Origin of the sequence: Pseudomonas sp. AAC, assembly GCF_000725445.1 — a bacterium.
In the GTDB taxonomy this organism is placed as follows: Bacteria; Pseudomonadota; Gammaproteobacteria; order Pseudomonadales; family Pseudomonadaceae; genus Pseudomonas; species Pseudomonas citronellolis.
Genome location: NZ_KL647094.1, coordinates 1,189,947 through 1,216,744, shown reverse-complemented (window position 1 = coordinate 1,216,744; position 26,798 = coordinate 1,189,947). Strand labels below are relative to the sequence as shown.

Here is a 26,798-nt window from a genome sequence, read left to right as displayed (position 1 = left end):
GGGAAATGCCTTCTTGCGATGGCCGGCGACGACGGCGCCCTGCCGGCAGGTCATGCCCGGCAAGTGTAGTGGCTGGGCCCGCACTCGCCATTGATGATGGTCAGCCTGGCCTTATCGGTGAATCGCCCTGGCCCTCTGCGACAGTGCCCCGCGGCGCCGGGGTTGCTAGGCTGCGGGGCATCGTTCGAGAAGAGTGGAGGCCCCATGAGCCACCGGTTGCGCATTTGCCTGCTGCTGTCCCTGCTGATCCTGCCGCGTTGCCTCTGGGCCTGGTCCAACCATGCCCTGGGCAGCTACCTGGCCCTGGCGCAATTGCCTGCCGTGGCCACTGCGCCGGCGGTGCCCATGGAGTCGCTGGAGGCCTTCCTCGCCGCCGAACGCGAGGGCCTGGTGCCATTGCTCGACGAGCAGGAGCGCTTCGCCCGCGAGCACTTCCGCAAGTACCCGGCGCGGCCCGACGCGCTGCGCTTCACCGGCACGGAGCAGGACCTGCGCCTGGCCTTCCTCGCGGCCCTGCGGCTGAACCCGGAGATCAAGCTGGCCAACGCCATCCAGCCCGAGCCGGGGCACGACCAGCCCGCGCGGCCGCACCTGAAGGCGTCCGACGTGCTGGTGTTCCGCGACCTCGCCGGCTGGGCGCGCTGGCGCTTCATCGCCCTGCAGCCGGGCGAGCCGGTGCCGGCCCTGGCGGTGCTGGCCAGCGCTAGCGACGAGCCGGACTTCGGCCATGACATCCACCTGTTCAGCGACAACCCTGGAACGGCTGGCCAGCGCTATGGCTTCGGCCCGCAGCCGTTCGGCGACCCGGGCTACGAGTTCAGCTCCCAGGCGCCGTTCCACATGGGCTTCTACCACGAGTCGCCGATCATCTTCGCCGGCGCGCCCTACCTGCAGCGCAGCTGGCCGGAATGGCGCGCCTACCAGTTCCACGGCCTGGCGCGTTATGCCTTCGAACATGGCCATCCATACTGGGGCTACCGTTTCCTCGGCTGGTCGATGCATTACATCCAGGACCTGACGCAGCCCTACCACAGCACGCCATTACCCGGCGAAACCACCGCCAGCATGCTGTGGACCGCGCTCAAGGCCATGGCCGGTTTCGACGCCGACAAGAAGGCCGCCATCAGCCGCGTGGCCAGCCGCCACCTGGGCGTGGAGCGCTACCAGCTGGACTGGCTGCTGGAATCGCTGCGCAAGCCGCAGGGTTCGGCGTTGCTCGCCGCCTATGCCGATGCTTCCGGCGACGGGGGCTATCCGGCGTATTCGGCCGATTATCCGCGGGAGGTGGTGGCGGTCGAATCCCATGCCCATGCGGTGGCCTTCGATGCGGCGATCGGTCATTGGCTGGCGACGGTCCCGGCGGATGCCGGCGTCGGTTTCAGCGCCGGCAACGAACTGGCGCCGCTGCAGCACGATGCGCAGCTGGACGAACAGCTATTGGCGTTGATCCGGGCGTTCGGGGCGCACAGCCGCAACCTGGCGAGGTCGGTGCTGCAGCGTTAGGGAAGGGGGAGGGGAGAGAACCTGCAACGCGCCGCGAAGGGGGCGTGGACCCTTCGCGGTTGCGTTCCGGATGGGCCTAGCCGCCAGTGCAGCCGTTGCCCCAGACCTGGTACTCGATGGTGTGACGCTCGCCCTTCGAGTCTTCGTAGGTCATCTGCGCGGGCACGACCCCGCACTGGTTGGAGACGTCGGTGGTGGAAACCACGTGGGCGACGTCCAGGTTCATTCCGTAGGTGTATTGCTCCACTGCCGGACTCTGAGGTTGGGCAGCCTCGTCCGCTTGCGCAGCGAGGGCGAGCGAGGAGAAGCCGGCCAGGGCCAGAACGACTAGGGCTTTCATGAATTTTCCTGCCTTTTTCCCGAGCGGGAGCCGCATCCGGGCGCACGCGGCCAGGACGAAGTTCATCGGCTTCATCGGGAAGATGTCTTTAGGGATGTTGCAATCGGGTTCTTGGGTGTTGCGGCGCGCTTCAACAGCAAGCAAATGGTAGGTCCGCGGCGGGCATATTCATATGCCTGGAAGCCAGAAATACCTCGTACTAATAGGCAACAATCCAGCAACGGCGCGGGTTTTCGGGGAGCGCGCGGGCATAATGACGCTGCGCGGTCGTGTCGCAGCCGTTGTGCGATAGGGGCTGGTGTAGCGGGCCCTGCCCGCGATTTCGCGCGCAGGGCGCGCTCCTACATGGAATGGCGCCGGTGGGTCCGGCTATCGCGGACAAGGTCCGCTCCTACGACCGTGCTTCCTGGAACCGTAGGAGCAACTGTCTTGCGGGCCGCACCGAGACGCTCTTCGTAGGATGGGTTGAGCTTGCGAAACCCATGCGGTTGCGCTGATGGGTATCGCTTCGCTCAACACCATCCTACGAAAAGCCATGCTCGCTCATGCGGTAGGAGACTCTGTCCGCGATTCGCGCGCAGGGCGGGCTCCTACAGGTGGGGCACGGCGCGCGGCTTTCTCAACCCCGCGAGCTCTCCCGCAGCGGCGAGCTGGGGTCGAGCAGCGAGGTGCGGATGAAGTGCAGGTAGCTGCACATGCGCCGCAGCGGCGAGGTGTCGAAGTGCGGCGGGCGCGGTTCCTGGGTGCTGCGGGTGCTGTGGATGGCGTGCTCCACCGCCGCCAGGGCGCGCAGGCGGTTGTGCTCGCCGGGCTGGATGAACAGGCGGATCAGCGCCCGGCCCATGGCGCGGATGGCGCGGCGCCAGGGCATGTGCTCGGCGTACCAGGGCTCGTCGGGCAGCACCGCCTGTTCGCGGCGCAGCTCGATGATCGCCAGGCCCACTTCCTGCACCTGGAACATCCAGCGCAGCAGCCGGCGTTGCACGTCGGGGCGGCCGCTGGCCAGGCCGTAGGCCTGGTTGAGCAGGTCGCGGGTGCCGCTTTCGAAACCGGCCGACAGGCCCTTCAGCGGGTCGCTGATGGTGTGCACCACGCGCATGCGCAGCTCGGCCTCCAGGCGCTCCCACAGCCAGGGGCGGTTGGGCGGCAGTATCACCATCGCCGCCACCACAGCCATGCCCATGGACAGCAGCATGGCCAGATATTCGTTGATGAAGGTGTAGGCGTCGTAGCGCGCCAGGTTGGCCGGCAGCGAGGCGATGCAGAACCACACCAGCAGGCCCACGCCGTAGCCGCTCCATTGCGGGCGGGTGATGAGGAAGGCGCCGAGGGCGAACACCGGCGCCAGCGCCATGCACAGCAGCGGGAAGCCATCCAGGTGCGGCAGCACGCGGAAGGTGAGGATGAAGCCCAGCGTGGCGCCCAGCAGGGTGCCGAGGGTCAGCTGCAGCGACAGGCGTTTGGGATTGGGCGAGGCCGAGGACAGCGCGGCGATCAGCACCGAGGTGAGGGTGAAGGTGGCGCCGCTGAGCCACGAGGTCTCGATCCAGAACACCCCGCCGACCAGCACCAGCAGCGCGCAGCGCAGCCCGGCGACGGCCGCGGCCACAGCGTTGGCCTTGGGCGTGAAGCGTTCCTTCCACTGCTCGCGGGCGTGCCGGTGGGCGGCCAGGGAGGCGTGGGTCTGGGCGTAGTCGTGGAGGTCGCCGGCGAAGCGGAACAGCAGCTCGGCGGCGGTCTCGAAGTCCAACTGGTCGGCTTCCCGCGGGCAGGCGTGGGCGAGCCTGGCGCGGGCCTCGCGGATCTGCGGCATCAGCTGCTGGCGGCAGTGCTCCAGCTGGGCGGCGAGGAAGGCCGCGTCGGCGTCGCGCAGCGGCCGGCCATGCCAGCCGGCGAGCAGCCCGCCGACCTCCACCAGGCACGGCATCAGCACTTCCAGCACGGCGCCGGCCTGGCGTTCGCGCAGGCGGTCGAGCAGGCGCTGCAGGGCGTGGAAGCGCGTGGTCAGTTGCATGAACTCGCTGTTCAGGCGCGCCAGGCGGCCGCTGCGCAGGCGCATGTGCGGGTCTTCGAAGGCGGTGACGTTGCGCAGGTTCTCCAGTCCCACGGCCTCGGCGGCGATGCGCGCGGCGGCTTGCTCGAAGCGGGCGTGGTCGAGGGTGCCTTCCAGGCCGGAGGCGGCCAGCCCGGCGAAGTCGCCGAAGCGGCTGTCCAGGGCGTTGCGCAGCGCGGCGCTGCTGGTCTGCGGCAGCACCAGGGCGCTGACCAGGCCGGTGCAGAATATGCCCAGGGTGATCTCCAGCACCCGCCACAGCGCCGCCATGAAGGCGCCCTCCGGGTGCAGGGTGGCGGGGATGCCGATCATCACCGCGGTGTAGCCGGCCAGCAGGCAGGCGTAGGCGCGGAAGTCGCGGTAGCGCGCGGCGCCGGCGGTGCACAGGCCGACCCAGATCGACACGCAGAGCAGGAACAGCACGCGCTCCTGGGCGAACAGGGCGATGAAGCTGACCATCACCGTGAGCCCGGCCAGGGTGCCGAGAATGCGGTAGAAGCTCTTGGCCAGGACCTGCCCGCTCTGCGGCTGCAGCACGATGAAGGCGCTGACCAGCACGGTGTTCGGCTGCGGCAGCTCCAGGCGGTAGGCCAGCCACAGGGCGAGGAAGGCGGTGAGCAGGGTCTTGCCGATGAACACCCAGGTCACCCCGTCGCTATGGGCCCAGGCGGACGCCGCCTGGCGCAGCGCGTCGGCGCCGGGCAGGCGCGCGCTGATGCGGGTGAGGCTGTTCATCGGGGCAGCGGCGAGTCGGGAGCTGTGCAGCCGCAGGGCTGCGGGAAGGGCGACGGAGCAGGGGCGAAACGAGCCTGGCGCGTATGGCGGAACACAGCTGTGAATCCTGGGAACTGCGGAGGGGCCGCGGTGGGGAGGCGATTCTAGAAAACCGCCGGAGGCAGGATAAGCTGACAGTTGGGCGAATTATTGTTGCCTGAAAAACAACAATTCGCCGTGGGCAGTTATGCGACAATTCGCCGCCTGTCGCGAATCTGTAACAAGACTTTGCTGTAGCCGGCATCGCCCGGCACGGCGCGCGGACAGGCTCTCAGGAGAAATGATGGACCTGCTGCACAACATGCGTGCCTTCGTCTGTGTCGCCGAGACCGGCAGCTTCACCGCCGCCGCCCAGCGCATGGACCTCACCACGGCCTACGTCTCGCGTACCGTGGCCAAGCTCGAAGCCCACCTGCGTACCCGCCTGCTGCACCGCACCACCCGCCGCATCGCCCTCACCGAGGCCGGCCAGCGCTACCTGCTGCGCTGCCAGCAGATCCTCGGCTACATCGAGGAAGCCGAGGCCGAGGCCAGCGACGCCCATTCGCGCCCGGCCGGCAAGCTCAAGGTGCATGCCATGACCGGCATCGGCCAGCACTACCTGATCAAGGCGATCTCCCAGTACTGCGAGATGTACTCGGAAGTCAGCTTCGACCTGACCCTGGCCAACCGCACCACCGACATCCTCGACGAGGGCTACGACATCTCGGTGGTGATCGCCCCCGAGCTGCCCGACTCCGGCTTCGTCTCCAAGCGCCTGGGGCAGACCCACAGCGTGCTCTGCGCGGCGCCCGCCTACGTGACGCGACATGGCTCGCCCAAGGTGCCGGCGGAACTGGCCGCGCACCGCTGCCTGCGCCTGGTGAACAGCGTGATGTCGCTGGACAAGTGGCTGTTCCACGGCCCGGACGGCGAGGAGCTGGCGCACATCGACCATACCCACTTCCAGGTCAACACCGCCGACGCCCTGACCGAGGCGGTGGTGGCCGGCATGGGCATAGGCGCGCTGCCGGTGTACTCGGCGGTGGAGGGCCTGCGCAACGGCAGCCTGGTGCGAGTGATGCCCGGCTACAGCCTGTTCCACCTGAACATCTACGCGCTCTACCCGTCGCGGCAGTTCCTCGATGCGAAGATCCGCACCTGGGTCGAATTCCTCCGCGACTGCATCCCCGGCATGCTCGCCGAGGACGAGCAGCTGATGCTCGAGCACAGCGCGCGCCTGCCCAACTGAGGCGCCAGACCGCCTGAATCGCGCCGCCCGCCCGGGCGGCGTGCTTTTTCACAAATGCCTCACCACGGCCGGTTGTGGGACTTTTCGTAGCCGCATTCCGATCTGCCGAACGCTGCCTTGGGAAAAGGTGAATTCACCGAACGCTGCCGCTGCGTCAGTCTGGGTTGCCCAGGCCGCCCGGCGGCCGGTCTCACCGATACAAGAACAAACCGAGGGTGAAGCAATGTTTGGTTCGAAGCTGCGGGCGCTGCTGGGCGCCCTGATGGTGCTTGGCGCCGCTATGGCGCACGCTGCCGATGCCCCTGTGGTCATCAAGTTCGCCCATGTGGTCGCGGACAACACGCCCAAGGGCCAGGGCGCGCTGCTGTTCAAGAAGCTGGTCGAGGAGCGCCTGCCCGGCAAGGTGCGGGTGGAGGTGTACCCGAACTCCTCGCTGTTCGGCGACGGCAAGGAGATGGAGGCGCTGCTGCTGGGCGACGTGCAGATGCTGGCGCCGTCGCTGGCCAAGTTCGAGCAGTACGCCAAGCCGTTGCAGATCTTCGACCTGCCGTTCCTGTTCGATGACATGGCCGCCGTCGACCGCTTTCAGGCCGGCCCGGCCGGGCGCAAGCTGCTGACCTCGATGGAGGACAAGGGCATCACCGGCCTGGCCTACTGGCACAACGGCCTGAAGGTCATGTCGGCCAACAAGCCGCTGCGCGAGCCCCGCGATGCCCGCGGCCTGAAGTTCCGCGTGCAGGCCTCCGCGGTGCTGGAGGAGCAGTTCAAGGCGGTGCGCGCCAATCCGCGCAAGATGTCCTTCGCCGAGGTCTACCAGGGCCTGCAGACCGGCGTGGTCAACGGCACCGAGAACACCTGGTCGAACTACGAGAGCCAGAAGGTCAACGAGGTGCAGAAATACATGACCGAGTCCGATCACGGCCTGATCGACTACATGGTCATCACCAACACCAGGTTCTGGAACGGCTTGCCGGCGGACATCCGCACCCAGTTGCAGGCGATCCTCGACGAGGTCACGGTGTCGGTGAACCAGCACGCCGCGAAGCTCAACCAGGACGCCAAGCAGGCGATCGCCGCCTCCGGCACCTCCGAGATCATCGAACTGACCCCGCAGCAGCGCGCCGACTGGCGCGAGGCGATGCAGCCGGTGTGGAAGAAGTTCGAGGGCGACATCGGCGCCGACCTGATCAAGGCCGCCCAGGACGCCAACCAGGGTTGAGCCACGCGCGGGCCGGGCAGCGTTCGCCGCCCGCGCCCGCAGCACCCGCACGAGCCCACTACCACAGCCTACGGAGACTTCCATGACGGCCCTTCGGCGCGCCTGGGATCACTTCGAGGAGGGCTTCATCGCCTTCCTGCTGGCGGCCATGACCCTGGTCACCTTCGTCTACGTGATCCTCAACAACCTCTACACCCCGTTCTACAGCCTGGCCGACCGCTGGGAGGCCGGCAGCGAGGCGCTGTTCGCCATCGGCGACTTCATCATCGGCCTGGCCCAGTCCATGACCTGGAGCGTCGCCCTGACCAAGGCGCTGTTCGCCTGGCTGATCTTCTTCGGCCTGGCCTATGGTGTGCGCACCGCCGGCCACATCGGTGTCGACGCCCTGGTCCGGCTCGCGCCGCGCCCGCTGCAACGCCTCATCGGCCTGGTCGCCTGCCTGTGCTGCCTGGGGTATGCCGGGCTGATCGCCGTCGGCAGCTTCGACTGGGTGCGCACCCTGTTCATCGCCGGCATCGGCGCCGAGGACCTGGGCCACTATGGCATCCGCCAATGGCACATCGCGTTGATCGTGCCGCTGGGCTACGCCCTGGTGTTCATCCGCTTCCTCGAGATCCTCGTGCGCATCCTGCGCGGCCAGCAGACCGGCCTGGGACTCGCCGACGAGGCCGCCGACGCACTGAAGGTCAAGGAAGACGAGGGCCGCAGCCAATGACCGTTCTGTTCCTGTTCCTCCTGCTCTTCGTACTGATGTTCATCGGCGTGCCGATCGCCGCTTCGCTCGGCCTGGCCGGCTCGATCACCATCATGCTGTTCAGCCCCGACTCGGTGCGTTCGCTGGCGATCAAGCTGTTCGAGACCAGTGAGCACTACACGCTGCTGGCGATCCCGTTCTTCCTGCTGTCCGGCGCCTTCATGACCACCGGTGGCGTGGCCCGCCGGCTGATCGACTTCGCCAATGCCTGCGTCGGCCACATCCGCGGCGGGCTGGCCATCGGCGCAGTGCTGGCGTGCATGCTGTTCGCCGCCTTGTCCGGCTCGAGCCCCGCCACCGTGGCCGCGGTCGGTTCCATCGCCATCGCCGGCATGGTCCGTTCCGGCTACCCGCAGGCGTTCGGCGCCGGCATCATCTGCAACGCCGGCACCCTGGGCATCCTCATCCCGCCGTCGATCGTCATGGTGGTGTACGCCGCCGCCACGGAGCAGTCGGTGGGCAAACTGTTCATGGCCGGCGTGATCCCCGGGATACTGCTGGGCGTGGTGCTGATGGTGGCGATCTACCTGGTGGCGCGCTACCGCAAGCTGCCGGCGCTGCCGCGGGCCAGCCTGGGCGAATGGCTGCGCTCGGCCCGCGAGGCGCTCTGGGGCCTGCTGCTGATCGTGATCATCCTCGGCGGCATCTACACCGGGATGTTCACCCCGACCGAGGCGGCCGCGGTGGCGGCGGTCTATGCCGGCCTGGTGGCGATCTTCGTGTACCGGGACCTGCGCATCCGCGAAGTGCCGCGGGTGCTGCTGGAGTCGGGCAAGCTGTCGATCATGCTGATGTTCATCATCGCCAACGCCATGCTCTTCGCCCACGTGCTGACCACCGAGCAGATTCCCCAGCAGATCACCGCCTGGGTCCTGGACCAGGGCTTCAGGCCCTGGCAGTTCCTGCTGGTGGTGAACCTGGTGCTGCTGGTGGCCGGGGCCTTCATGGAACCCTCGGCGATCATCCTGATCCTGGCGCCGATCCTGTTCCCGATCGCCATGCAGCTGGGCATCGACCCGATCCACCTGGGCATCATCATGGTGGTGAACATGGAGATCGGCCTGATCACGCCGCCGGTCGGCCTCAACCTGTTCGTCACCTCGGCGGTGACCGGCATGCCGCTGACCGGGGTGGTCCGCGCGGCGACGCCCTGGCTGATGATCCTGCTGCTGTTCCTGATCCTGGTCACCTACGTGCCCTTCATCTCCCTCGCGCTGCCGCAGGCGCTGGGCATGTGACGCATTGCCGCAGGCCCCGTCGGCCGGGCTGATGGGGCCTATCACTACGACTAAGGATTGGTAAGACCATGGTCGTATGGCCGCTGCGCACCCCGGCCGTTACAACTTGGTCCCAACAAGAACAACACTCCGAACCGAGGTAATGCGTCATGAGTGCGGCATCCGTGTATCCCGTGCGTCCCGAAGTGGCCGCCAATACCCTGACCGACGAAGCCAGCTACAAGAAGCTGTACCAGCAGTCGGTGGTCAACCCCGACGGCTTCTGGCGCGAGCAGGCCCAGCGGGTGGAGTGGATCAAGCCCTTCACCAAGGTCAAGCAGACCTCCTTCGACGACCACCACGTCGACATCAAGTGGTTCGCCGACGGCACGCTCAACGTTTCCTACAACTGCCTGGACCGTCACCTCGCCGAGCGCGGCGACCAGTTGGCGATCATCTGGGAAGGCGACGACCCGTCCGAGCACCAGGAAATCACCTACCGCCAACTGCACGAGCAGGTCTGCAAGTTCGCCAACGCCCTGCGCGGCCAGGACGTGCACCGCGGCGACGTGGTGACCATCTACATGCCGATGATCCCGGAAGCCGTGGTGGCCATGCTCGCCTGCACCCGCATCGGCGCCATCCACTCCGTGGTGTTCGGCGGCTTCTCCCCCGAAGCCCTGGCCGGGCGCATCATCGACTGCCGCTCGAAGATCGTGATCACCGCCGACGAAGGCGTGCGCGGCGGCAAGAAGACCCCGCTCAAGGCCAACGTCGACGACGCCCTGACCAACCCGGAAACCAACAGCGTGCAGAAGATCATCGTCTGCAAGCGCACCGGTTCGGACATCAAGTGGAACGCGCACCGCGACGTCTGGTACGAAGACCTGATGAAGGTCGCCGGCACCACCTGCGCGCCGAAGGAAATGGGCGCCGAGGACCCGCTGTTCATCCTCTACACCTCCGGCTCCACCGGCAAGCCCAAGGGCGTGCTGCACACCACCGGCGGCTACCTGGTGTACGCCTCGCTGACCCATGAGCGGGTGTTCGACTACCGCCCCGGCGAGGTCTTCTGGTGCACCGCCGACATCGGCTGGGTCACCGGCCACAGCTACGTGGTCTACGGCCCGCTGGCCAATGGCGCCACCACCGTGCTGTTCGAAGGCGTGCCGAACTACCCGGACATCACCCGCGTCGCCAAAATCGTCGACAAGCACAAGGTCAACATCCTCTACACCGCGCCCACCGCCATCCGCGCCATGATGGCCGAGGGCAAGGCCGCGGTCGAAGGCGCCGACGGTTCCAGCCTGCGCCTGCTGGGCTCGGTGGGCGAACCGATCAACCCGGAAGCCTGGCAGTGGTACTACGAGACCGTCGGCCAGTCGCGCTGCCCGATCGTCGATACCTGGTGGCAGACCGAGACCGGCGCCTGCCTGATGACCCCGCTGCCGGGCGCCCACGCGCTGAAGCCGGGCTCCGCCGCCAAGCCGTTCTTCGGCGTGGTGCCGGCGCTGGTGGACAACCTGGGCAACATCATCGAGGGCGCGGCCGAGGGCAACCTGGTGATCCTCGACTCCTGGCCGGGCCAGGCGCGCACCCTGTTCGGCGACCACGACCGCTTCGTCGACACCTACTTCAAGACCTTCAAGGGCATGTACTTCACCGGTGACGGCGCCCGCCGCGACGAGGACGGCTACTACTGGATCACCGGCCGCGTCGACGACGTGCTCAACGTCTCCGGCCACCGCATGGGCACCGCCGAGATCGAGAGCGCCATGGTCGCCCACCCGAAAGTGGCCGAGGCCGCGGTGGTCGGCGTGCCGCACGACATCAAGGGGCAGGGCATCTACGTCTACGTCACCCTGAACGCCGGCGAGGAAGCCAACGAGCAGCTGCGCCAGGAACTCAAGGCCTGGGTGCGCAAGGAGATCGGCCCGATCGCCACCCCGGACGTCATCCAGTGGGCCCCGGGCCTGCCGAAGACCCGCTCGGGCAAGATCATGCGCCGCATCCTGCGCAAGATCGCCACCGCCGAGTACGACGCCCTGGGCGACATCTCCACCCTGGCCGACCCGGGCGTGGTGCAGCACCTGGTGGACACCCACCGGGCGATGAAAGCCGCCTGATCCGCCTCCGCAACGAAAAACGCCCCGGCTTGCCGGGGCGTTTTTCTTTCTTCCACTGTAGGACAGACCGAGCCAGAATGCTCTTCGTAGGAGCCATGCTCGCCTGTAACGTAGGAGCAACTGTCTTGCCGGCTGCGCCGAGGTGCTCTTCGTAGGATGGGTTGAGCTTGCGAAACCCATGCGGTGGCGGTGATGGGTATCGCTTCGCTCAACCCATCCTACGGGGCTTCCCTGGAACTGTAAGCGGACCTTGTCCGCGATAGCCGACCGTCCCGGCGCGATTCGCGGATGAGATCCTACAGGTTGATTGCCAAGGCGGTTTCCTGAGGGCTGATAGACCACTCCTACCGCCGTTTCGTCCGTTTTCGATCGTTCACCATGACGCATGCCATGCAGGATTCATGATTCTGGATGGGAGATCAGCATGACGAGAAAGCGCGATATTTTTGCCGAGCTACTGGAAGGGTTTGAAGAGCTGGCGACGATGCGTCCTGGCAATGGCGAACCACTCTCCGAGAAGAAGTCCGCCAGGTCAGATTCAGAACGACAGGGTAGGGACCGGCCTTTGCACAAGCGGTAACACCTCCCGCCACGCTGCGACAAAATGAGGCGCCTGGAAACATTTCGCACGCTTTCTATGCGCCTTTTCTGAACTCCAGAAAACTACCCCCGGGCTGGAGGCCGCGTATTCATTGAGGTGTCCATTAATTGGCTCGATACCTGCAATGAAAATTAGTTTTACTCTTCCCGCCTTGATCACCTAAAATCCGCCCCGTCAAGATGTCGGAGCCCGCTCTCCGGTGCTTCTATAATTAGTTGTCGCATTGAAGAAATAACCGCCCAGGGGCTGTCGCTAGAATGCCGCTCACCCTGGATGGCGTGGTTTTCCACGAGAAACCCGCCACGGCAATGCGCGCAGACGACAATAACCTTCACTTCTGCACGGGCAGCCTGGGCCAACCCCTTTCTCCTGCCAATCGAAGTCCTACCCTCGAAGGAGTTACTGATGAAGAAGTTCGCACTTCTCGGCGCGCTGGCGCTCTCCGCTATCACCGCTATGGCCCACGCCGACGACAAGCCCGTGCGTATCGGCATCGAAGCGGCCTACCCGCCGTTCTCCTTCAAGACCCCCGATGGCCAACTGGCCGGCTTCGACGTCGACATCGGCAACGCCCTGTGCGAAGAGATGAAGGTCAAGTGCACCTGGGTCGAGCAGGAGTTCGACGGCCTGATCCCGGCGCTGAAAGTGCGCAAGATCGACGCCATCCTCTCGTCGATGACCATCACCGACGAGCGCAAGAAGTCCGTGGACTTCACCAACAAGTACTACAACACCCCGGCCCGCTACGTGATGAAGGAAGGCTCGGCGCTGAACGACCCGCTGACCGACCTCAAGGGCAAGAAGGTCGGCGTGCTGCGCGGCAGCACCGCGGACCGCTACGCTTCCGGCGAGCTGACCCCGGCCGGCGTGGAAGTGGTGCGCTACAACTCCCAGCAGGAAGCCAACATGGACCTGGTGGCCGGCCGCGTGAACGCCGTGGTCGCCGACTCGGTCAACCTCGACGACGGCTTCCTCAAGACCGACGCCGGCAAGGGCTTCTCCTTCGTCGGCCCGCAACTGACCGACGAGAAGTACTTCGGCGAAGGCGTGGGCATCGCCGTGCGCAAGGGCGATAGCGCCCTGGCCGGCAAGTTCAACGCGGCCATCGCCGCGCTGCGTGCCAACGGCAAGTACAAGCAGGTCCAGGACAAGTACTTCAAGTTCGACGTCTACGGCTCGAACTGATCCCTGACCGGAAAGTGGCGCAAACCCGGGCCGAGGCCCGGGGACCGTTGCCGTTTCGGCGCGAGTCGCGTTGCTGTGACAAATGACGCCAGGCTAGGCGCGGGATGCAGGCAATGGTGTTCCCTTGCCAAATCCCGCAACGACGCATGGTGTCATTTGCCGCGCAACCCGAAGGGACGGGCTATTTTTTGTGCGGGGGCCTCGCTCGCTGTTCATCTGGGATGACCGAGCCGTGACGCGTGCACCTTGCCCCGCGCAAAAAATTGTTCCGTCGCGGCCGTGACGAAACGGTAACGGTCCCTGCTGTTTGTGCCACTTTTTTATTGGGCGCGCCGCGCTTGCTGCGCGACGTCTGACGATCTGCATTCGCCGTGGCGGCGAACGGTTGCAATGAGGTACTGAGCATGTTCAACGGTTACGCGGCCACCATCGTCGATGGTGCCTGGCTGACCCTCCAGCTCGCCCTGTTGTCGATGGCCCTGGCGGCGGTGCTCGGCCTGGTCGGCGCGGCCTTCCGCCTGTCGCCGGTCAGGTGGCTGGCCTGGTGCGGCGACGCCTACTCCACGGTGATCCGCGGCGTACCCGACCTGGTGCTGATCCTGCTGATCTTCTACGGCGGCCAGGACCTGGTGAACCGCGTCGCGCCGCTGCTGGGCCACGACGACTACATCGACCTCAACCCCTTCGTCGTCGGCGTCGGCACCCTCGGCTTCATCTTCGGCGCCTACCTCTCGGAAACCTTCCGCGGCGCCTTCATGGCCATCCCCAAGGGCCAGGCCGAGGCCGGCTTCGCCTACGGCATGAGCCACCTGCAGGTGTTCTTCCGCGTGCAGGTGCCGCAGATGATCCGCCTGGCCATCCCCGGCTTCACCAACAACTGGCTGGTGCTGGTCAAGGCCACCGCGCTGATCTCGGTGGTCAGCCTGCAGGACATGATGTTCAAGGCCAAGCAGGCCGCGGACGCCACCCGCGAGCCGTTCACCTGGTACCTGTTCGTCGCCGCCCTCTACCTGGTGGTGACCAGCGTCTCGCTGCTGTTGCTGCGCCTGCTCGAGCGCCGCTACTCGGTGGGCGTCAAGGTCGCGGATTTGTAAGGGGAGCCACGCGATGATCTTCGACTACACCGTCATCTGGGAAAACCTGCCGCTGTACTTCGGCGGCCTGCTGGTGACCCTCAAGCTGCTGCTGATCTCCCTGGCCGTGGGCCTGCTGCTGGCCGTGCCGCTGGCGCTGATGCGGGTGTCCAAGCGCCCGGCGGTGAACCTGCCGGCCTGGCTGTACACCTACGTGATCCGCGGCACGCCCATGCTGGTGCAGCTGTTCCTGATCTACTACGGCCTGGCCCAGTTCGAGGCGGTGCGCAACAGCGTGTTCTGGCCCTGGCTGTCCAACGCCAGCTTCTGCGCCTGCCTGGCCTTCGCCATCAATACCAGCGCCTATACCGCGGAAATCCTCGCCGGCAGCCTCAAGGCCACGCCCCATGGCGAGATCGAGGCGGCCAAGGCCATGGGCATGTCGCGCCTGAAGATGTACCGCCGCATCCTCCTGCCCTCGGCGCTGCGCCGCGCGCTGCCGCAGTACAGCAACGAGGTGATCATGATGCTGCAGACCACCAGCCTGGCCTCCATCGTCACCCTGGTGGACATCACCGGCGCCGCGCGCACCGTCAACTCGCAGTACTACCTGCCGTTCGAGGCCTTCATCACCGCCGGGGTCTTCTACCTGATCCTGACGCTGATCCTGGTGCGCCTGTTCAAGGCCGCCGAACGCCGCTGGCTGGCCTACCTGGCGCCGCGCAAGCACTGAGGCGGAGGAGGGGAACATGCAACGCATCGATCACCTGTTGCCCTGTGCCAGCCTTGGCAGCGAACGCCGCCTGAGCGTGTTCCGCTATGGCGCCGGCCCGCGCAAGGCCTACATCCAGGCCAGCCTGCACGCCGACGAGCTGCCGGGCATGCGCACCGCCTGGGAACTGAAGCTGCGCCTGGCCGCACTGGAGGCCGAAGGCCGCCTGCTGGGCACGGTGGAACTGGTGCCGGTGGCCAACCCCATCGGCCTCGGCCAGTGGCTGCAGGCCAGCCACCTCGGGCGTTTCGAGGCGAACAGCGGGCAGAACTTCAACCGCGGCTTCGTCGACCTGGCATCCCAGGTCGAGCCGCGCATCGCCGGCCGGCTGGGCACCGATGCCGAGGCCAACGTGCAACTGATCCGCCAGCAGATGCGCGAAGTCCTCGACGCGCTGGCGCCGGCCACCTCCGAGCTGCAAGCCATGCAGCGCCTGCTGCTGCGCCACGCCTGCGACGCCGACGTGGTGCTCGACCTGCACTGCGACTTCGAGGCCTGCATCCACCTTTACGCCATTCCCCAGCACTGGCCGCAATGGCGTTCCCTGGCCGCACGGCTGAAGGCGGGCGTGGCGCTGCTGGCCGAGGATTCCGGCGGCAACTCCTTCGACGAGTCCTGCTCGCTGCCCTGGCTGCGCCTGGCCCGTGCTTATCCACAGGCCGCCGTGCCGGCGGCATGCATGGCCACCACGGTCGAGCTGGGCAGCATGGGCGACACCCGCGTCGAGCAGGCGCGCGCCAACGCCGAAGCGATCCTGGCCTTCCTCGCCGAACAGGGGCTGATCGCCGGCGAATGGCCGCAAGCGCCGGCCGAATGCTGCGAAGGCATGCCCTTCGAGGGCACCGAATACCTCGCCGCGCCCCATGCCGGGGTGGTCAGCTTCCTGCGCCGCGCCGGCGACTGGGTGGAGAAGGGCGAGGCGCTGTTCGAGGTGGTGGACCCGCTGAACGACAAGATCAGCACCGTTCACGCCGGGACCGCCGGCGTGCTCTTCGCCCTGGAGCGGGGGCGCTATGCGCTGGCGGGACACTGGATGGCCAAGGTGGCCGGGCGCGAGCCGTTCCGTACGGGCCGGCTGATCAACGACTGAATTCGAGTAACCGACATGTACAAACTGGAAATCCAAGACCTGCACAAGCGCTACGGCACCCACGAAGTGCTCAAGGGCGTTTCCCTGGCGGCGAAAGCGGGCGACGTGATCAGCATCATCGGCTCCTCCGGCTCGGGCAAGAGCACCTTCCTGCGCTGCATCAACCTGCTGGAGCAGCCCCACGCCGGCAAGATCCTGCTCAACGGCGAGGAACTGAAGCTGCTGCCGAGCAAGGACGGCGCGCTCAAGGCCGCCGACACCCGCCAGCTGCAGCGCATGCGCTCGCGGCTGTCGATGGTGTTCCAGCACTTCAACCTGTGGTCGCACATGAGCGCCCTGGACAACGTCATCGAGGCGCCCGTGCACGTGCTCGGCGTGCCGAAGAAGGAAGCCCTGGAGAAGGCCGAGCACTACCTGGCCAAGGTCGGCGTGGCGCACCGCAAGGACGCCTACCCGGCGCACATGAGCGGCGGCGAGCAGCAGCGCGTGGCCATCGCCCGCGCCCTGGCCATGGAGCCGGAGGTGATGCTGTTCGACGAGCCGACCTCGGCGCTGGACCCGGAGCTGGTCGGCGAGGTGCTCAAGGTCATGCAGGACCTGGCCCAGGAAGGCCGCACCATGGTGGTGGTGACCCACGAGATGGGTTTCGCCCGCGAGGTCTCCAACCAGCTGGTGTTCCTGCACAAGGGCCTGGTGGAAGAGCGCGGGTGCCCGAAGGAAGTCCTGGCAAATCCTCAATCGGACCGCCTCAAGCAGTTCCTTTCCGGCAGCTTGAAGTAAGCTGTCCCCCGACGAAGTCGACAGAAGCCTCCGCATGACTGCCCAACGCATCGGTTTCCTGCTCTGGCCCCAGACCCGCGCGCTGACCCTGGCGCTCGCCGAGGAGGCCCTGCGGGTCGCCCGGCGCCTGCACCCCGAAGCGCTCTACGACCCGGTGTTCATGAACGCCGAGCAGCCCGCCGAGGGCGACGGCTGGCGCCTGCCGGGGCAGGCCTGGCAGGGCGTGCTGGAGCAGTGCCAGCGCATCTTCCTGGTCGCCGACGAGGCGCCGCAGCAGGTCTCCGCGCCGCTGGCCGCCGCGCTCAAGCAACTGGCCCGCGGCGGCGCCAGCGTCGGTGCGCTGTCCGCCGGCATCTACCCGCTGGCCCAGCTCGGCCTGCTCGACGGCTACCGCGCCGCGGTGCACTGGCGCTGGCACGACGACTTCACCGAGCGCTACCCCAAGGTCATCGCCACCAACCACCTGTTCGAGTGGGACCGCGACCGCCTCAGCGCCTGCGGCGGCATGGCCGTGCTCGACCTGCTGCTGGCGGTGCTGTCCCGCGACCACGGCGCGGAACTGGCCGGCGCGGTGTCCGAGGAACTGGTGGTCGAGCGCATCCGCGAGGGCAGCGAGCGCCAGCGCATCCCGCTGAAGAACCGCCTCGGCTCCAGCCACCCGAAGCTCACCCAGGCGGTGCTGCTGATGGAAGCGAATATCGAAGAGCCGCTGACCACCGACGAGATCGCCCAGCACGTCTGCGTGTCGCGCCGCCAGCTGGAGCGCATCTTCAAGCAATACCTGACCCGCGTGCCCAGCCAGTACTACCTGGAACTGCGCCTGAACCGCGCGCGGCAGATGCTCATGCAGACCAGCAAGTCGATCATCCAGATCGGCCTGTCCTGCGGGTTCTCCAGTGGGCCGCACTTCTCCAGTGCGTACCGCAATTTCTTTGGCGTTACCCCGCGCGAGGACCGGAACCAGCGTCGTGGGCAGGGTGCTGCCGATGGTGCGCCGGTGCCTGGGGAGCGGGGGTGAGCTGAGTGGGGGAGGCTCCCGGTTACGCTGGTGTTGGGCTTGGCCGCGTTCCCTCTCCCTAGCCCTCGGCTGCGCGCCCCGCCCTGAAGGGAGAGGGGACCGTTGGGCAGATGCTGATGTTTCGGCGTTAGCCGGCTAGCACAGAAATTACCGGCTGAAACCATGCCTCCTCTCGGCACGGACAAGCCCCCTCTCCCTTCAGGGAGAGGGTTGGGGAGAGGGGCGGAGCCGAGCCAAGGCACCGTAGCCACCGGGGAACCCCCTTCGCGAGCAAGCTCGCTCCTACAAGAGCAAGCGCGGTGCTGCGTGGGCTTTTCGTAGGAGCGAGCTTGCTCGCGAACAATCGGGATTTCCCGGCAACACCGAACGCCCCGAAGGGGAAGGGCCAGGCGTCCTCTCGCTCCCACGAAAACCCCACCCAACCTTCCCCCGTCCGACCATCGAACAAATTCCCCCGCGCCTTGTACACGCAGGCCCGCCCTGGCTTTACACTGCGCCTTACCGACGCTTTCTGTCGCATTTCCGAAAGCCTCGGAAATCCACGGGTTGGCGCTATAAGAAGTTGTCGCTTGGCGGCAATGCCAACCGGTTTTTCGTCCCTACAATCCTTCCATCGATAGCCGCCTCACCAGGCAGGAGAACACCGATGTCCGCTCCGCTCGCTCAGGTACAACGCTCCGACTTCGACCAGCTGATGGTCCCCAACTACTCCCCGGCCGCTTTCATTCCGGTGCGTGGGCAGGGTTCGCGAGTCTGGGACCAGAGCGGCCGCGAGCTGGTGGACTTCGCCGGCGGCATCGCCGTGAACTCCCTGGGCCACTGCCACCCGGCGCTGGTGGGCGCGCTGGCCGAGCAGGCCAACAGGATCTGGCACGTGTCCAACGTGTTCACCAACGAGCCGGCCCTGCGCCTGGCGCAGAAGCTGATCGACGCCACCTTCGCCGAGCGGGTGTTCTTCGCCAACTCCGGCGCCGAGGCCAACGAGGCCGCGCTCAAGCTGGCGCGCCGCTACGCCCATGACGTCTACGGTCCTGAGAAGTACGAGATCATCTCGATGGTCAACAGCTTCCACGGCCGCACCCTGTTCACCGTCAACGTCGGCGGCCAGGCCAAGTACTCCGACGGCTTCGGGCCGAAGGTCGAAGGCATCACCCATATCCCGTTCAACGACCTGGACGCGCTCAAGGCCACCATCTCGGACAAGACCTGCGCGGTCATCATCGAGCCGGTGCAGGGCGAGAGCGGCGTGCTGCCGGCCGACAAGGCCTACCTGGAAGGCGTGCGCAAGCTGTGCGACGACAACGGCGCGCTGCTGATCTTCGACGAAGTGCAGAGCGGTTTCGGCCGTACCGGCTACCTTTACGCCTACCAGCACTACGGCGTGGTCCCGGACATCCTCTCCAGCGCCAAGAGCCTGGGCGGCGGTTTCCCCATCGGCGCCATGCTGACCACCGCGAAGATCGCCGAACACCTGGTCGTTGGCACCCACGGCACCACCTACGGCGGCAACCCGCTGGCCTGCGCGGTGTCCGGCGCGGCCTTCGATGTGATCAATACGCCTGAAGTGCTCGAAGGCGTGCGCGCCAAGCACGAGCGCTTCAAGGCGCGCCTGGAGAAGCTCGGACAGGAATACGGCATCTTCACCCAGGTCCGCGGCCTCGGCCTGCTGATCGGCGCGGTGCTGGCCGATGCCTGGAAGGGCAAGGCCAAGGACGTGTTCAACGCCGCCGAGAAGGAAGGCTTGATGATCCTCCAGGCCGGCCCGGACGTGGTGCGCTTCGCGCCCAGCCTGGTGATCGACGACGCCGACATCGACGAAGGCCTGGATCGCCTGGAGCGCGCGGTGGCCAAGCTCACCCGCGGCTGATCCGCAGTACGGCGCCGGGCATCCCGCCGGCGCCGGTTCGATGCGGCCGGCTTGCCCGGCCGTTTTTCGCAGGCCCCGAATGCGTTGGCGCAGGCTGTGCCGTGCCCGCGACGCGACGGGGAAGTTCATATGGTTTTGTCTGGTTAGAGGAGTGACGCCATGCTGGTGATGCGCCCCGCCCAAGCGGCCGACCTGCAGCAGGTGCAGCGTCTCGCCGCGGACAGCCCGGTCGGCGTCACGTCGCTGCCGGACGACGCGGAACGGCTGAAGGAAAAGATCCTGGCCTCGGAGGCCTCGTTCGCCGCCGAAGTCAGCTACAACGGCGAGGAAAGCTACTTCTTCGTCCTCGAGGACACGCAGACCGGGCAACTGGTCGGCTGCTCGGCCATAGTCGCCTCGGCCGGCTTCTCCGAGCCCTTCTACAGCTTCCGCAACGAGACCTTCGTGCACGCCTCCCGCGAGCTGAAGATCCACAACAAGATCCACGTCCTCTCGCTGTGCCACGACCTCACCGGCAACAGCCTGCTGACCAGCTTCTACGTGCAGCGCGAGCTGGTGAACACGCCCATCGCCGAGCTCAACTCCCGCGGCCGCCTGCTGTTCATGGCCAGCCACCCGGAGCGCTTCGCCGACGCCGTGGTCACCGAGATCGTCGGCTACAGCGACGAGCAGGGCGAATCGCCGTTCTGGAACGCCGTGGGGCGCAACTTCTTCGACCTCAACTACAGCGAGGCCGAGAAGCTCTCGGGCCTGAAGAGCCGCACCTTCCTCGCCGAGCTGATGCCGCACTACCCGATCTACGTGCCGCTGCTGCCGGACGAGGCCCAGGAAGCCATGGGCCAGGTGCACCCGCGGGCGCAGATCACCTTCGACATCCTGATGCGCGAAGGCTTCGAGACCGATAACTACATCGACATCTTCGATGGCGGCCCGACCCTGCATGCGCGCACCTCGGGCATCCGCTCCATCGCCCAGAGCCGCCTGGTGCCGGTGCGCATCGGCGAGGTGCCCAAGGCCACCCGCAGCTACCTGGTCACCAACGGCCTGCTGCAGGACTACCGCGCCCTGGTCGCCGAGCTGGACTGGGTGCCCGGCAAGCCGGTGACCCTCAGCGCCGAAACCGCCGAGGCCCTGGGCATCGGCGAAGGCGCCAGCGTGCGTCTGGTAGCGGTTTAACGAGTTGGAAGCCAGAAGCCGGAAGCTGGAGGCTCAGCGCTTTCAACTTCCAGCTTCCGGCTTCTGGCTCATAGCTTGAACGGAGTGAATATGATCGTTCGTCCTGTCACCAGCGCCGACCTGCCGGCCCTCATCGAACTGGCGCGCAGCACCGGCACCGGGCTGACCACGCTGCCGGCCAACGAACAGCGCCTGGCGCACCGCGTCGGCTGGGCCGAGAAGGCCTTCCGCGGCGAAGCCGAGCGCGCCGACGCCGACTACCTGTTCGTCCTCGAGGACGATGCCGGTAAGGTCGTCGGCATCTCCGCCGTGGCCGGCGCCGTCGGCCTGCGCGAGCCCTGGTACAACTACCGCGTCGGCCTCACCGTCAGCGCCTCCCAGGAACTGGGCATCCACCGCGAGATCCCCACGCTGTTCCTGGCCAACGACCTCACCGGGCAGTCCGAGCTGTGCTCGTTGTTCCTGCATGCCGACCACCGCACGGGCCTCAACGGCCGCTTGCTGTCCAAGGCGCGCTTCCTGTTCATCGCCGAGTTCCGCGAGCTGTTCGGCGACAAGGTGATCGCCGAGATGCGCGGCATGTCCGACGCCGACGGCCGCTCGCCGTTCTGGGAAAGCCTGGGCCGGCACTTCTTCAAGATGGAATTCAGCCAGGCGGACTACCTGACCGGCGTCGGCAACAAGGCCTTCATCGCCGAACTGATGCCGAAGTTCCCGCTGTACACCTGCTTCCTCTCGGAAGAGGCGCGCAACGTGATCGGCCGCGTGCACCCGGACACCGAGCCGGCGCTGGCCATGCTCAAGGCCGAGGGCTTCAGCTACCAGGGCTACGTCGACATCTTCGACGCAGGCCCCGCCATCGAGGCGCCGACCGAGAAGATCCGCGCCATCGCCGACAGCCAGGCGCTGGTGCTGGCCATCGGCACGCCCGGCGACGACGCCGAGCCCTACCTGATCCACAACCGCAAGCGCGAGGAATGCCGCATCGCCGCGGCCCCGGCGCGGGTCGCCGCCGGCTCCCTGGTGGTCGACGCGCAGACCGCCAAGCGCCTGCGCCTGTCCGCCGGCGCCTCGGTGCGCGCGGTGCCGCTGTCCGCCGGAAAACGCTGATCCCGCGCGGATCGGAGGAGAACAAGAGATGACTACCCACTACATCGCCGGCCAGTGGCAGGCGGGCGAGGGCGCTACCCTGGAATCCCTCGACCCGGTCAGCCAGGCCGTGGTCTGGAGCGGCTGCGCCGCCAGTGCTGCACAGGTCGATGCCGCCGTGGCCGCCGCCCGCGCCGCCTTCCCGGCCTGGGCGCGGCGTCCGCTGGAAGAGCGCATCACCGTGCTGGAAACCTTCGCCGCCACCCTCAAGGCGCGCAGCGACGAGCTGGCCCGGGCGATCGGCGAGGAAACCGGCAAGCCGCTGTGGGAAGCCGGCACCGAAGTCACCAGCATGGTCAACAAGGTGGCCATCTCGGTCCAGGCCTACCGCGAGCGCACCGGCATCAAGAGCGGCCCGCTGGCCGACGCCAGCGCTGTGCTGCGCCACAAGCCGCACGGGGTGGTCGCGGTGTTCGGCCCCTACAACTTCCCCGGCCACCTGCCCAACGGCCACATAGTGCCGGCGCTGCTGGCCGGCAACTGCGTGATCTTCAAGCCCAGCGAGCTGACGCCCAAGGTCGCCGAGCTGACCGTCCGCGCCTGGATCGACGCCGGCCTGCCGGCGGGCGTGCTCAACCTGGTGCAGGGCGCCCGCGACACCGGCGTGGCCCTGGCCGCGCACGCGGACATCGACGGCCTGTTCTTCACCGGCTCCAGCCGCACCGGCAACCTGCTGCACAGCCAGTTCGGCGGCCAGCCGCAGAAGATCCTGGCGCTGGAGATGGGCGGCAACAACCCGCTGATCGTCGATGAAGTGAAGGACGTCGATGCCGCCGTCTACACCATCATCCAGTCCGCCTTCATCTCCGCCGGCCAGCGCTGCACCTGCGCGCGGCGCCTGCTGGTGCCGGCGGGCGAGTGGGGCGACGCCCTGCTGGCGCGCCTGGTGGCGGTGACCGCGAGCATCAAGGTCGGCCGCTTCGACGAGCAGCCGGCGCCCTTCATGGGCTCGGTGATCTCCCTGGCCGCCGCCGAGCACCTGCTCAAGGCCCAGGAGCACCTGCTGGCCAACGGCGCGGTGGCCCTGCTGGCCATGTCCCAGCCGCTGGAAGGCGCGGCCCTGCTGACTCCCGGCATCCTCGACGTGAGCGGCGTGGCGCAGCGCCCGGACGAAGAGTTCTTCGGCCCGTTGCTGCAGGTCATCCGCTACGGCGATTTCGACGAAGCCGTGCGCGAAGCCAACGCCACCCAGTACGGCCTGGCCGCCGGCCTGCTGTCCGATTCCCGCGAGCGCTTCGAGGGCTTCCTGCTCGACAGCCGCGCCGGCATCGTCAACTGGAACAAGCAACTGACCGGCGCCGCCAGCAGCGCGCCCTTCGGCGGTATCGGCGCCTCCGGCAACCACCGCCCGAGCGCTTACTACGCCGCCGACTACTGCGCCTATCCGGTGGCCTCGCTGGAAAGCGAAAGCCTTGCCCTGCCTGCAACCCTGACTCCGGGAGTGAGCCTGTGATGACCGCCCATGAAATGAACTTCGACGGTCTTGTCGGCCCGACGCACAACTATGGTGGCCTGTCCTACGGCAACGTCGCCTCGCAGAGCAACAGCCAGGTGGCGTCCAACCCGAAGGAAGCCGCCAAGCAGGGCCTGGCGAAGATGAAGGCGCTGATGGAGATGGGCTTCAAGCAGGGCGTGCTCGCCCCGCAGGAGCGCCCGGCCGTGGCCTCGCTGCGAGCCCTCGGCTTCAGCGGCAGCGATGCCGAAGTCATTGCCAAGGCGGCCAAGGAAGCCATGCCGCTGCTCGCCGCGGTCAGCTCGGCCTCCTGCATGTGGACGGCCAACGCCGCCACCGTCAGCCCCAGCGCCGACACCGCCGATGGCCGCGTGCACTTCACCGCGGCCAACCTGAACTGCAAGTTCCACCGCTCCATCGAGCATCCGGTCACCAGCCGCATCCTCGGCGCCATGTTCGGCGACGAGAAACACTTCGCCCACCACGCGGCGCTGCCAGCGGTGGCGCAGTTCGGCGACGAGGGCGCGGCCAACCACACGCGCTTCTGCAAGGGCTACGGCGAGGCCGGCGTGGAGTTCTTCGTGTTCGGCCGCAGCGCCTTCGACAGCCGCTTCCCGGCGCCGCAGCGCTACCCGGCGCGGCAGACCCTCGAAGCCTGCCAGGCGGTGGCCCGCCTGCACGGCCTGGGCGAGGAGGGCGTGGTCTACGCCCAGCAGAACCCGGCGGTGATCGACCAGGGCGTGTTCCACAACGACGTGATTTCCGTGGGCAACGGCGAGGTGCTGTTCTACCACCAGGACGCCTTCCTCGACACCGACAAGGTACTGGCCGAGCTGGACGCCAAGCTGGGCCGCCGCGGCGGCCGCTTCCAGCCGGTCTGCGTGCCGGGCGACCAGGTGAGCGTGGAAGACGCGGTCAGGTCCTACCTGTTCAACAGCCAGCTGCTCAGCCGCGCCGACGGCAGCATGCTGCTGATCGTCCCGGAAGAGTGCCGGCAGAACGAGCGCGTGTGGAACTACCTGTCGCGCCTGACCGCCGAGGGCGGGCCGATCCGCGAAGTGAAGGTCTTCGACCTCAAGCAGAGTATGCAGAACGGCGGCGGCCCGGCCTGCCTGCGCCTGCGCGTGGCGCTCAACGAGGCCGAGCTGGCCGCGGTGAACCCGGGCGTGGTCATGACCCCGGCGCTGTATGACACCCTGGTGGCCTGGGTCGACAAGCACTACCGCGACCGCCTGTCCGAAGCCGACCTGGCCGACCCGCAACTGCTGGTTGAGTGCCGGACGGCATTGGATGAACTGAGCCGGATCCTTAAACTGGGCTCCGTCTATCCCTTCCAGATGAGTTGAACATCATGACCACCGAAAGCCTTCCGCTGATCCTCGAAGACGCCACCGGCGCCCGTCGCGAGACCCACAGCGCCCGCCTGGCCATCCGCCTGGAGGGCCGCGACCTGTGGCTGGAGGCCGACGGCAAGGGCGGCCTGCTGATCTACGCCGAGTCCTTCGAGGAGGACACCGAGGTGCCGCTGCTGGTGGTCCGCCCGCAGGCGGTCAACCAGCTCAGCCTGAGCCTGGAGCTGGAGGCCGCCGAAGTCCACGAACATGGTCCAGACTGTGGATGTGACCATCACTGATCGCAGGGGCCGCCGCCCGCAGGTGCCGGCGGCCAACCGGGAGACCCGCGCATGCTAGCACTGGGCAAGCTGCTCGACCTGACCCTCGTCGGTCGCGAGCCGACCGAGAAGATCCAGCTCACCGCCGACGGCACGCGCCTGCACTGGCTGGCCGAAGGCGCCCTCGAGGTGACCCCCGCCAGCGGTCGCGACAACGGCCTGGATCTGCTGCTCTCGGCCGGTATCCACGGCAACGAGACGGCGCCCATCGAACTGCTCGACCGCCTCGTCCAGCGCATCGCCCGCGGCGAGCTGAAGCCGGCGGCGCGCCTGCTGTTCCTGCTCGGCAACCCGGAGGCCATGCGCCGCGGCGAACGCTACCTGGAACAGGACATCAACCGCCTGTTCTGCGGCCGCCACGAGGACGGCAGCGGCAGCGAGGCCCTGCGCGCTGCCGAGCTGGAACGCCTGGCCGCGGCCTTCTTCGCCCGCGACGGCCGCCAGCGCCTGCACTACGACTTGCACACGGCGATCCGCGGCTCGAAGATCGAGCAGTTCGCCCTCTACCCCTGGAGCGAGGGCCGCGAGCATTCCCGCGCGGAGCTGGCGCGCCTGCGCAGCGCCGGGATAGACGCGGTGCTGCTGCAGAACAAGACCGGCATCACCTTCAGCTCCTACACCTACAGCCGCCTGGGCGCCGAGGCCTTCACCCTGGAGCTGGGCAAGGCGCGGCCGTTCGGGCAGAACCAGGTGGTCAACCTGGGCCGCCTGGAGGCGCTGCTGCAGGTGCTGGTCGACGGCACCGAGGCGCCGATGGAGGAGGGCGGGCTGGACGGCCTGCAGCTGTTCGCCGTGTCCCGCGAGGTGATCAAGCACAGCGACCACTTCCGCCTGCACCTGGACGACGCCGTGGACAACTTCACCGAGCTGGACCATGGCTACCTGCTCGCCGAGGACATCGGCGGCACCCGCTGGATCGTCGAAGAGAAAGGCGCGCGCATCATCTTCCCCAACCCGCGGGTGAGGAACGGCCTGCGCGCCGGCATTCTCGTGGTGCCCACCAAGCTCTGAGCGCCCGGCGCTCGGGGGCTCTTCGGCTGCCCCACCCACGTCATTCCCCTGTAGGAGCGCGCCCTGCGCGCGAAATCGCGGGCAGGGCCCGCTCCTACAGGTTGCCGGGAGGCACGGTATTCCTCCCGCCGTAGGAGCGGACCTTGTCCGCGATAGCCGGACGCCCCGGCGCGATTCGCGGATGAGATCCGCTCCTACGCCGCGCCACCCACGTCATCCCCTTGTAGGAGCGCGCCCTGCGCGCGAAATCGCGGGCAGGGCCCGCTCCTATGTATGGACTCACCCCCACCGTCAACCCGCTTTTGAACATGAAAACCCGACTGCATCTATGTATTAGGCCTGTTCGAGGAAGCCACGTCGGGCTTCTGGCCAACATTGGGTAAGCCCGCGGAATGCCGATTACAAAGAGGCCTCGAAGGCCGGTAGGAGCGTAGGCATCGATCCGCGACGGTCTGACCAGGGGTCAATGTTCTTCAGCAAGGGTTGGAGCGACTTGGCGCCCCGTTGGCGGGAACTCGTTGATCAGTGGCTCATTTCCATCTCCCGGCAAGCATTCGGCTTGCGCTGGTAGGTTTGTTCGCTGCACAGCAGCACCCAGGCGATACGCAGGTTGCGGTTGGCCAGTCGTACTGCCGCGCCCTTGCGCCCCAGACGTTGTAGCCAGCGCTGCAGGCGCCGATCGTCCGGGTGTTCGGAATCGGGCCGCAGTTGCTTCAACACCGCATGCGAGCCTA

Annotated in this window: 21 protein-coding genes and 1 pseudogene; 19 read left to right on the top strand and 3 right to left on the bottom strand. The window is 67.3% G+C overall.

Annotation, left to right across the window (positions count from 1 at the left end):
- Window positions 1-204: 204 nt before the first annotated feature.
- Entirely contained in the window at window positions 205-1,503 is a 1,299-nt protein-coding gene (locus FG99_RS05180) for a phospholipase C/P1 nuclease family protein (RefSeq protein WP_043267729.1), read from the top strand.
- A 76-nt stretch (window positions 1,504-1,579) separates the two neighbouring features.
- Here FG99_RS05180 and FG99_RS05175 read toward each other — a convergent pair whose 3' ends face one another.
- Complete coding sequence (locus FG99_RS05175; RefSeq protein WP_009618416.1) at window positions 1,580-1,843, bottom strand: DUF2790 domain-containing protein; 264 nt, start codon at window positions 1,841-1,843, stop codon at window positions 1,580-1,582.
- A 619-nt stretch (window positions 1,844-2,462) separates the two neighbouring features.
- On the bottom strand, window positions 2,463-4,631 hold the full coding sequence (locus FG99_RS05170; protein WP_051878460.1) for an FUSC family protein: 2,169 nt from the start codon (window positions 4,629-4,631) through the stop codon (window positions 2,463-2,465).
- A 322-nt stretch (window positions 4,632-4,953) separates the two neighbouring features.
- Between FG99_RS05170 and FG99_RS05165 the strand changes: the two genes are divergently transcribed.
- The 18 genes from FG99_RS05165 (at window position 4,954) to astE (ending at window position 26,064) form a co-directional block, all read left to right on the top strand.
- Window positions 4,954-5,901: a LysR family transcriptional regulator gene (locus FG99_RS05165; RefSeq protein ID WP_043267728.1), complete on the top strand. Its 948-nt coding sequence runs from the start codon at window positions 4,954-4,956 to the stop codon at window positions 5,899-5,901.
- A 223-nt stretch (window positions 5,902-6,124) separates the two neighbouring features.
- The gene (locus tag FG99_RS05160) at window positions 6,125-7,120 is read left to right on the top strand and encodes a TRAP transporter substrate-binding protein (RefSeq protein ID WP_043267727.1); all 996 of its coding nucleotides are present in this window, start codon (window positions 6,125-6,127) and stop codon (window positions 7,118-7,120) included.
- 82 nt (window positions 7,121-7,202) lie between these two features.
- On the top strand, window positions 7,203-7,835 hold the full coding sequence (locus FG99_RS05155; RefSeq protein ID WP_043267726.1) for a TRAP transporter small permease: 633 nt from the start codon (window positions 7,203-7,205) through the stop codon (window positions 7,833-7,835).
- The gene (gene dctM, locus FG99_RS05150) at window positions 7,832-9,112 is read left to right on the top strand and encodes a C4-dicarboxylate TRAP transporter large permease protein DctM (RefSeq protein WP_043267724.1); all 1,281 of its coding nucleotides are present in this window, start codon (window positions 7,832-7,834) and stop codon (window positions 9,110-9,112) included. The genes FG99_RS05155 and dctM overlap by 4 nt, the downstream gene beginning before the upstream one ends.
- Window positions 9,113-9,261: 149 nt before the next feature.
- Window positions 9,262-11,217, top strand: a complete 1,956-nt coding sequence (acs, locus tag FG99_RS05145) for an acetate--CoA ligase (protein WP_043267722.1) — start codon at window positions 9,262-9,264, stop codon at window positions 11,215-11,217.
- Window positions 11,218-12,223: 1,006 nt separating this feature from the next.
- Window positions 12,224-13,003: an ABC transporter substrate-binding protein gene (locus FG99_RS05140; RefSeq protein ID WP_043267720.1), complete on the top strand. Its 780-nt coding sequence runs from the start codon at window positions 12,224-12,226 to the stop codon at window positions 13,001-13,003.
- A gap of 404 nt (window positions 13,004-13,407) precedes the next feature.
- Entirely contained in the window at window positions 13,408-14,097 is a 690-nt protein-coding gene (locus FG99_RS05135; protein WP_009620741.1) for an ABC transporter permease, read from the top strand.
- A gap of 13 nt (window positions 14,098-14,110) precedes the next feature.
- Window positions 14,111-14,809 (top strand): ABC transporter permease, encoded by a 699-nt coding sequence (locus tag FG99_RS05130; protein WP_043267718.1) that lies wholly within the window; start codon window positions 14,111-14,113, stop codon window positions 14,807-14,809.
- 16 nt (window positions 14,810-14,825) lie between these two features.
- Window positions 14,826-15,938: a succinylglutamate desuccinylase/aspartoacylase family protein gene (locus tag FG99_RS05125; RefSeq protein WP_043267716.1), complete on the top strand. Its 1,113-nt coding sequence runs from the start codon at window positions 14,826-14,828 to the stop codon at window positions 15,936-15,938.
- A gap of 15 nt (window positions 15,939-15,953) precedes the next feature.
- Window positions 15,954-16,718, top strand: a complete 765-nt coding sequence (gene aotP, locus FG99_RS05120) for an arginine/ornithine transport ATP-binding protein AotP (protein ID WP_043267714.1) — start codon at window positions 15,954-15,956, stop codon at window positions 16,716-16,718.
- Between the two features lie 34 nt (window positions 16,719-16,752).
- Complete coding sequence (gene argR / locus FG99_RS05115) at window positions 16,753-17,736, top strand: transcriptional regulator ArgR (RefSeq protein ID WP_043267712.1); 984 nt, start codon at window positions 16,753-16,755, stop codon at window positions 17,734-17,736.
- A 646-nt stretch (window positions 17,737-18,382) separates the two neighbouring features.
- Window positions 18,383-19,603, top strand: a complete 1,221-nt coding sequence (locus tag FG99_RS05110) for an aspartate aminotransferase family protein (RefSeq protein WP_043267710.1) — start codon at window positions 18,383-18,385, stop codon at window positions 19,601-19,603.
- A 159-nt stretch (window positions 19,604-19,762) separates the two neighbouring features.
- Complete coding sequence (gene aruF / locus FG99_RS05105; protein ID WP_043267708.1) at window positions 19,763-20,779, top strand: arginine/ornithine succinyltransferase subunit alpha; 1,017 nt, start codon at window positions 19,763-19,765, stop codon at window positions 20,777-20,779.
- A 90-nt stretch (window positions 20,780-20,869) separates the two neighbouring features.
- Complete coding sequence (astA, locus tag FG99_RS05100) at window positions 20,870-21,889, top strand: arginine N-succinyltransferase (protein ID WP_043267706.1); 1,020 nt, start codon at window positions 20,870-20,872, stop codon at window positions 21,887-21,889.
- A 28-nt stretch (window positions 21,890-21,917) separates the two neighbouring features.
- The gene (gene astD / locus FG99_RS05095; RefSeq protein WP_043267704.1) at window positions 21,918-23,381 is read left to right on the top strand and encodes a succinylglutamate-semialdehyde dehydrogenase; all 1,464 of its coding nucleotides are present in this window, start codon (window positions 21,918-21,920) and stop codon (window positions 23,379-23,381) included.
- Entirely contained in the window at window positions 23,381-24,727 is a 1,347-nt protein-coding gene (gene astB / locus FG99_RS05090) for an N-succinylarginine dihydrolase (protein ID WP_043267702.1), read from the top strand. The genes astD and astB overlap by 1 nt, the downstream gene beginning before the upstream one ends.
- A 5-nt stretch (window positions 24,728-24,732) precedes the next feature.
- Window positions 24,733-25,014 carry a hypothetical protein gene (locus FG99_RS05085; protein ID WP_009620763.1) on the top strand — a complete coding sequence of 94 codons (282 nt, stop codon included), beginning with the start codon at window positions 24,733-24,735 and terminating at the stop codon, window positions 25,012-25,014.
- A 51-nt stretch (window positions 25,015-25,065) separates the two neighbouring features.
- A complete protein-coding gene (gene astE / locus FG99_RS05080) occupies window positions 25,066-26,064 on the top strand; it encodes a succinylglutamate desuccinylase (RefSeq protein WP_043267700.1) in 999 nt (332 codons plus the stop codon).
- Window positions 26,065-26,586: 522 nt separating this feature from the next.
- Here astE and FG99_RS05075 read toward each other — a convergent pair.
- A pseudogene (locus FG99_RS05075) lies at window positions 26,587-26,798 on the bottom strand (IS110 family transposase); the annotation flags it as partial.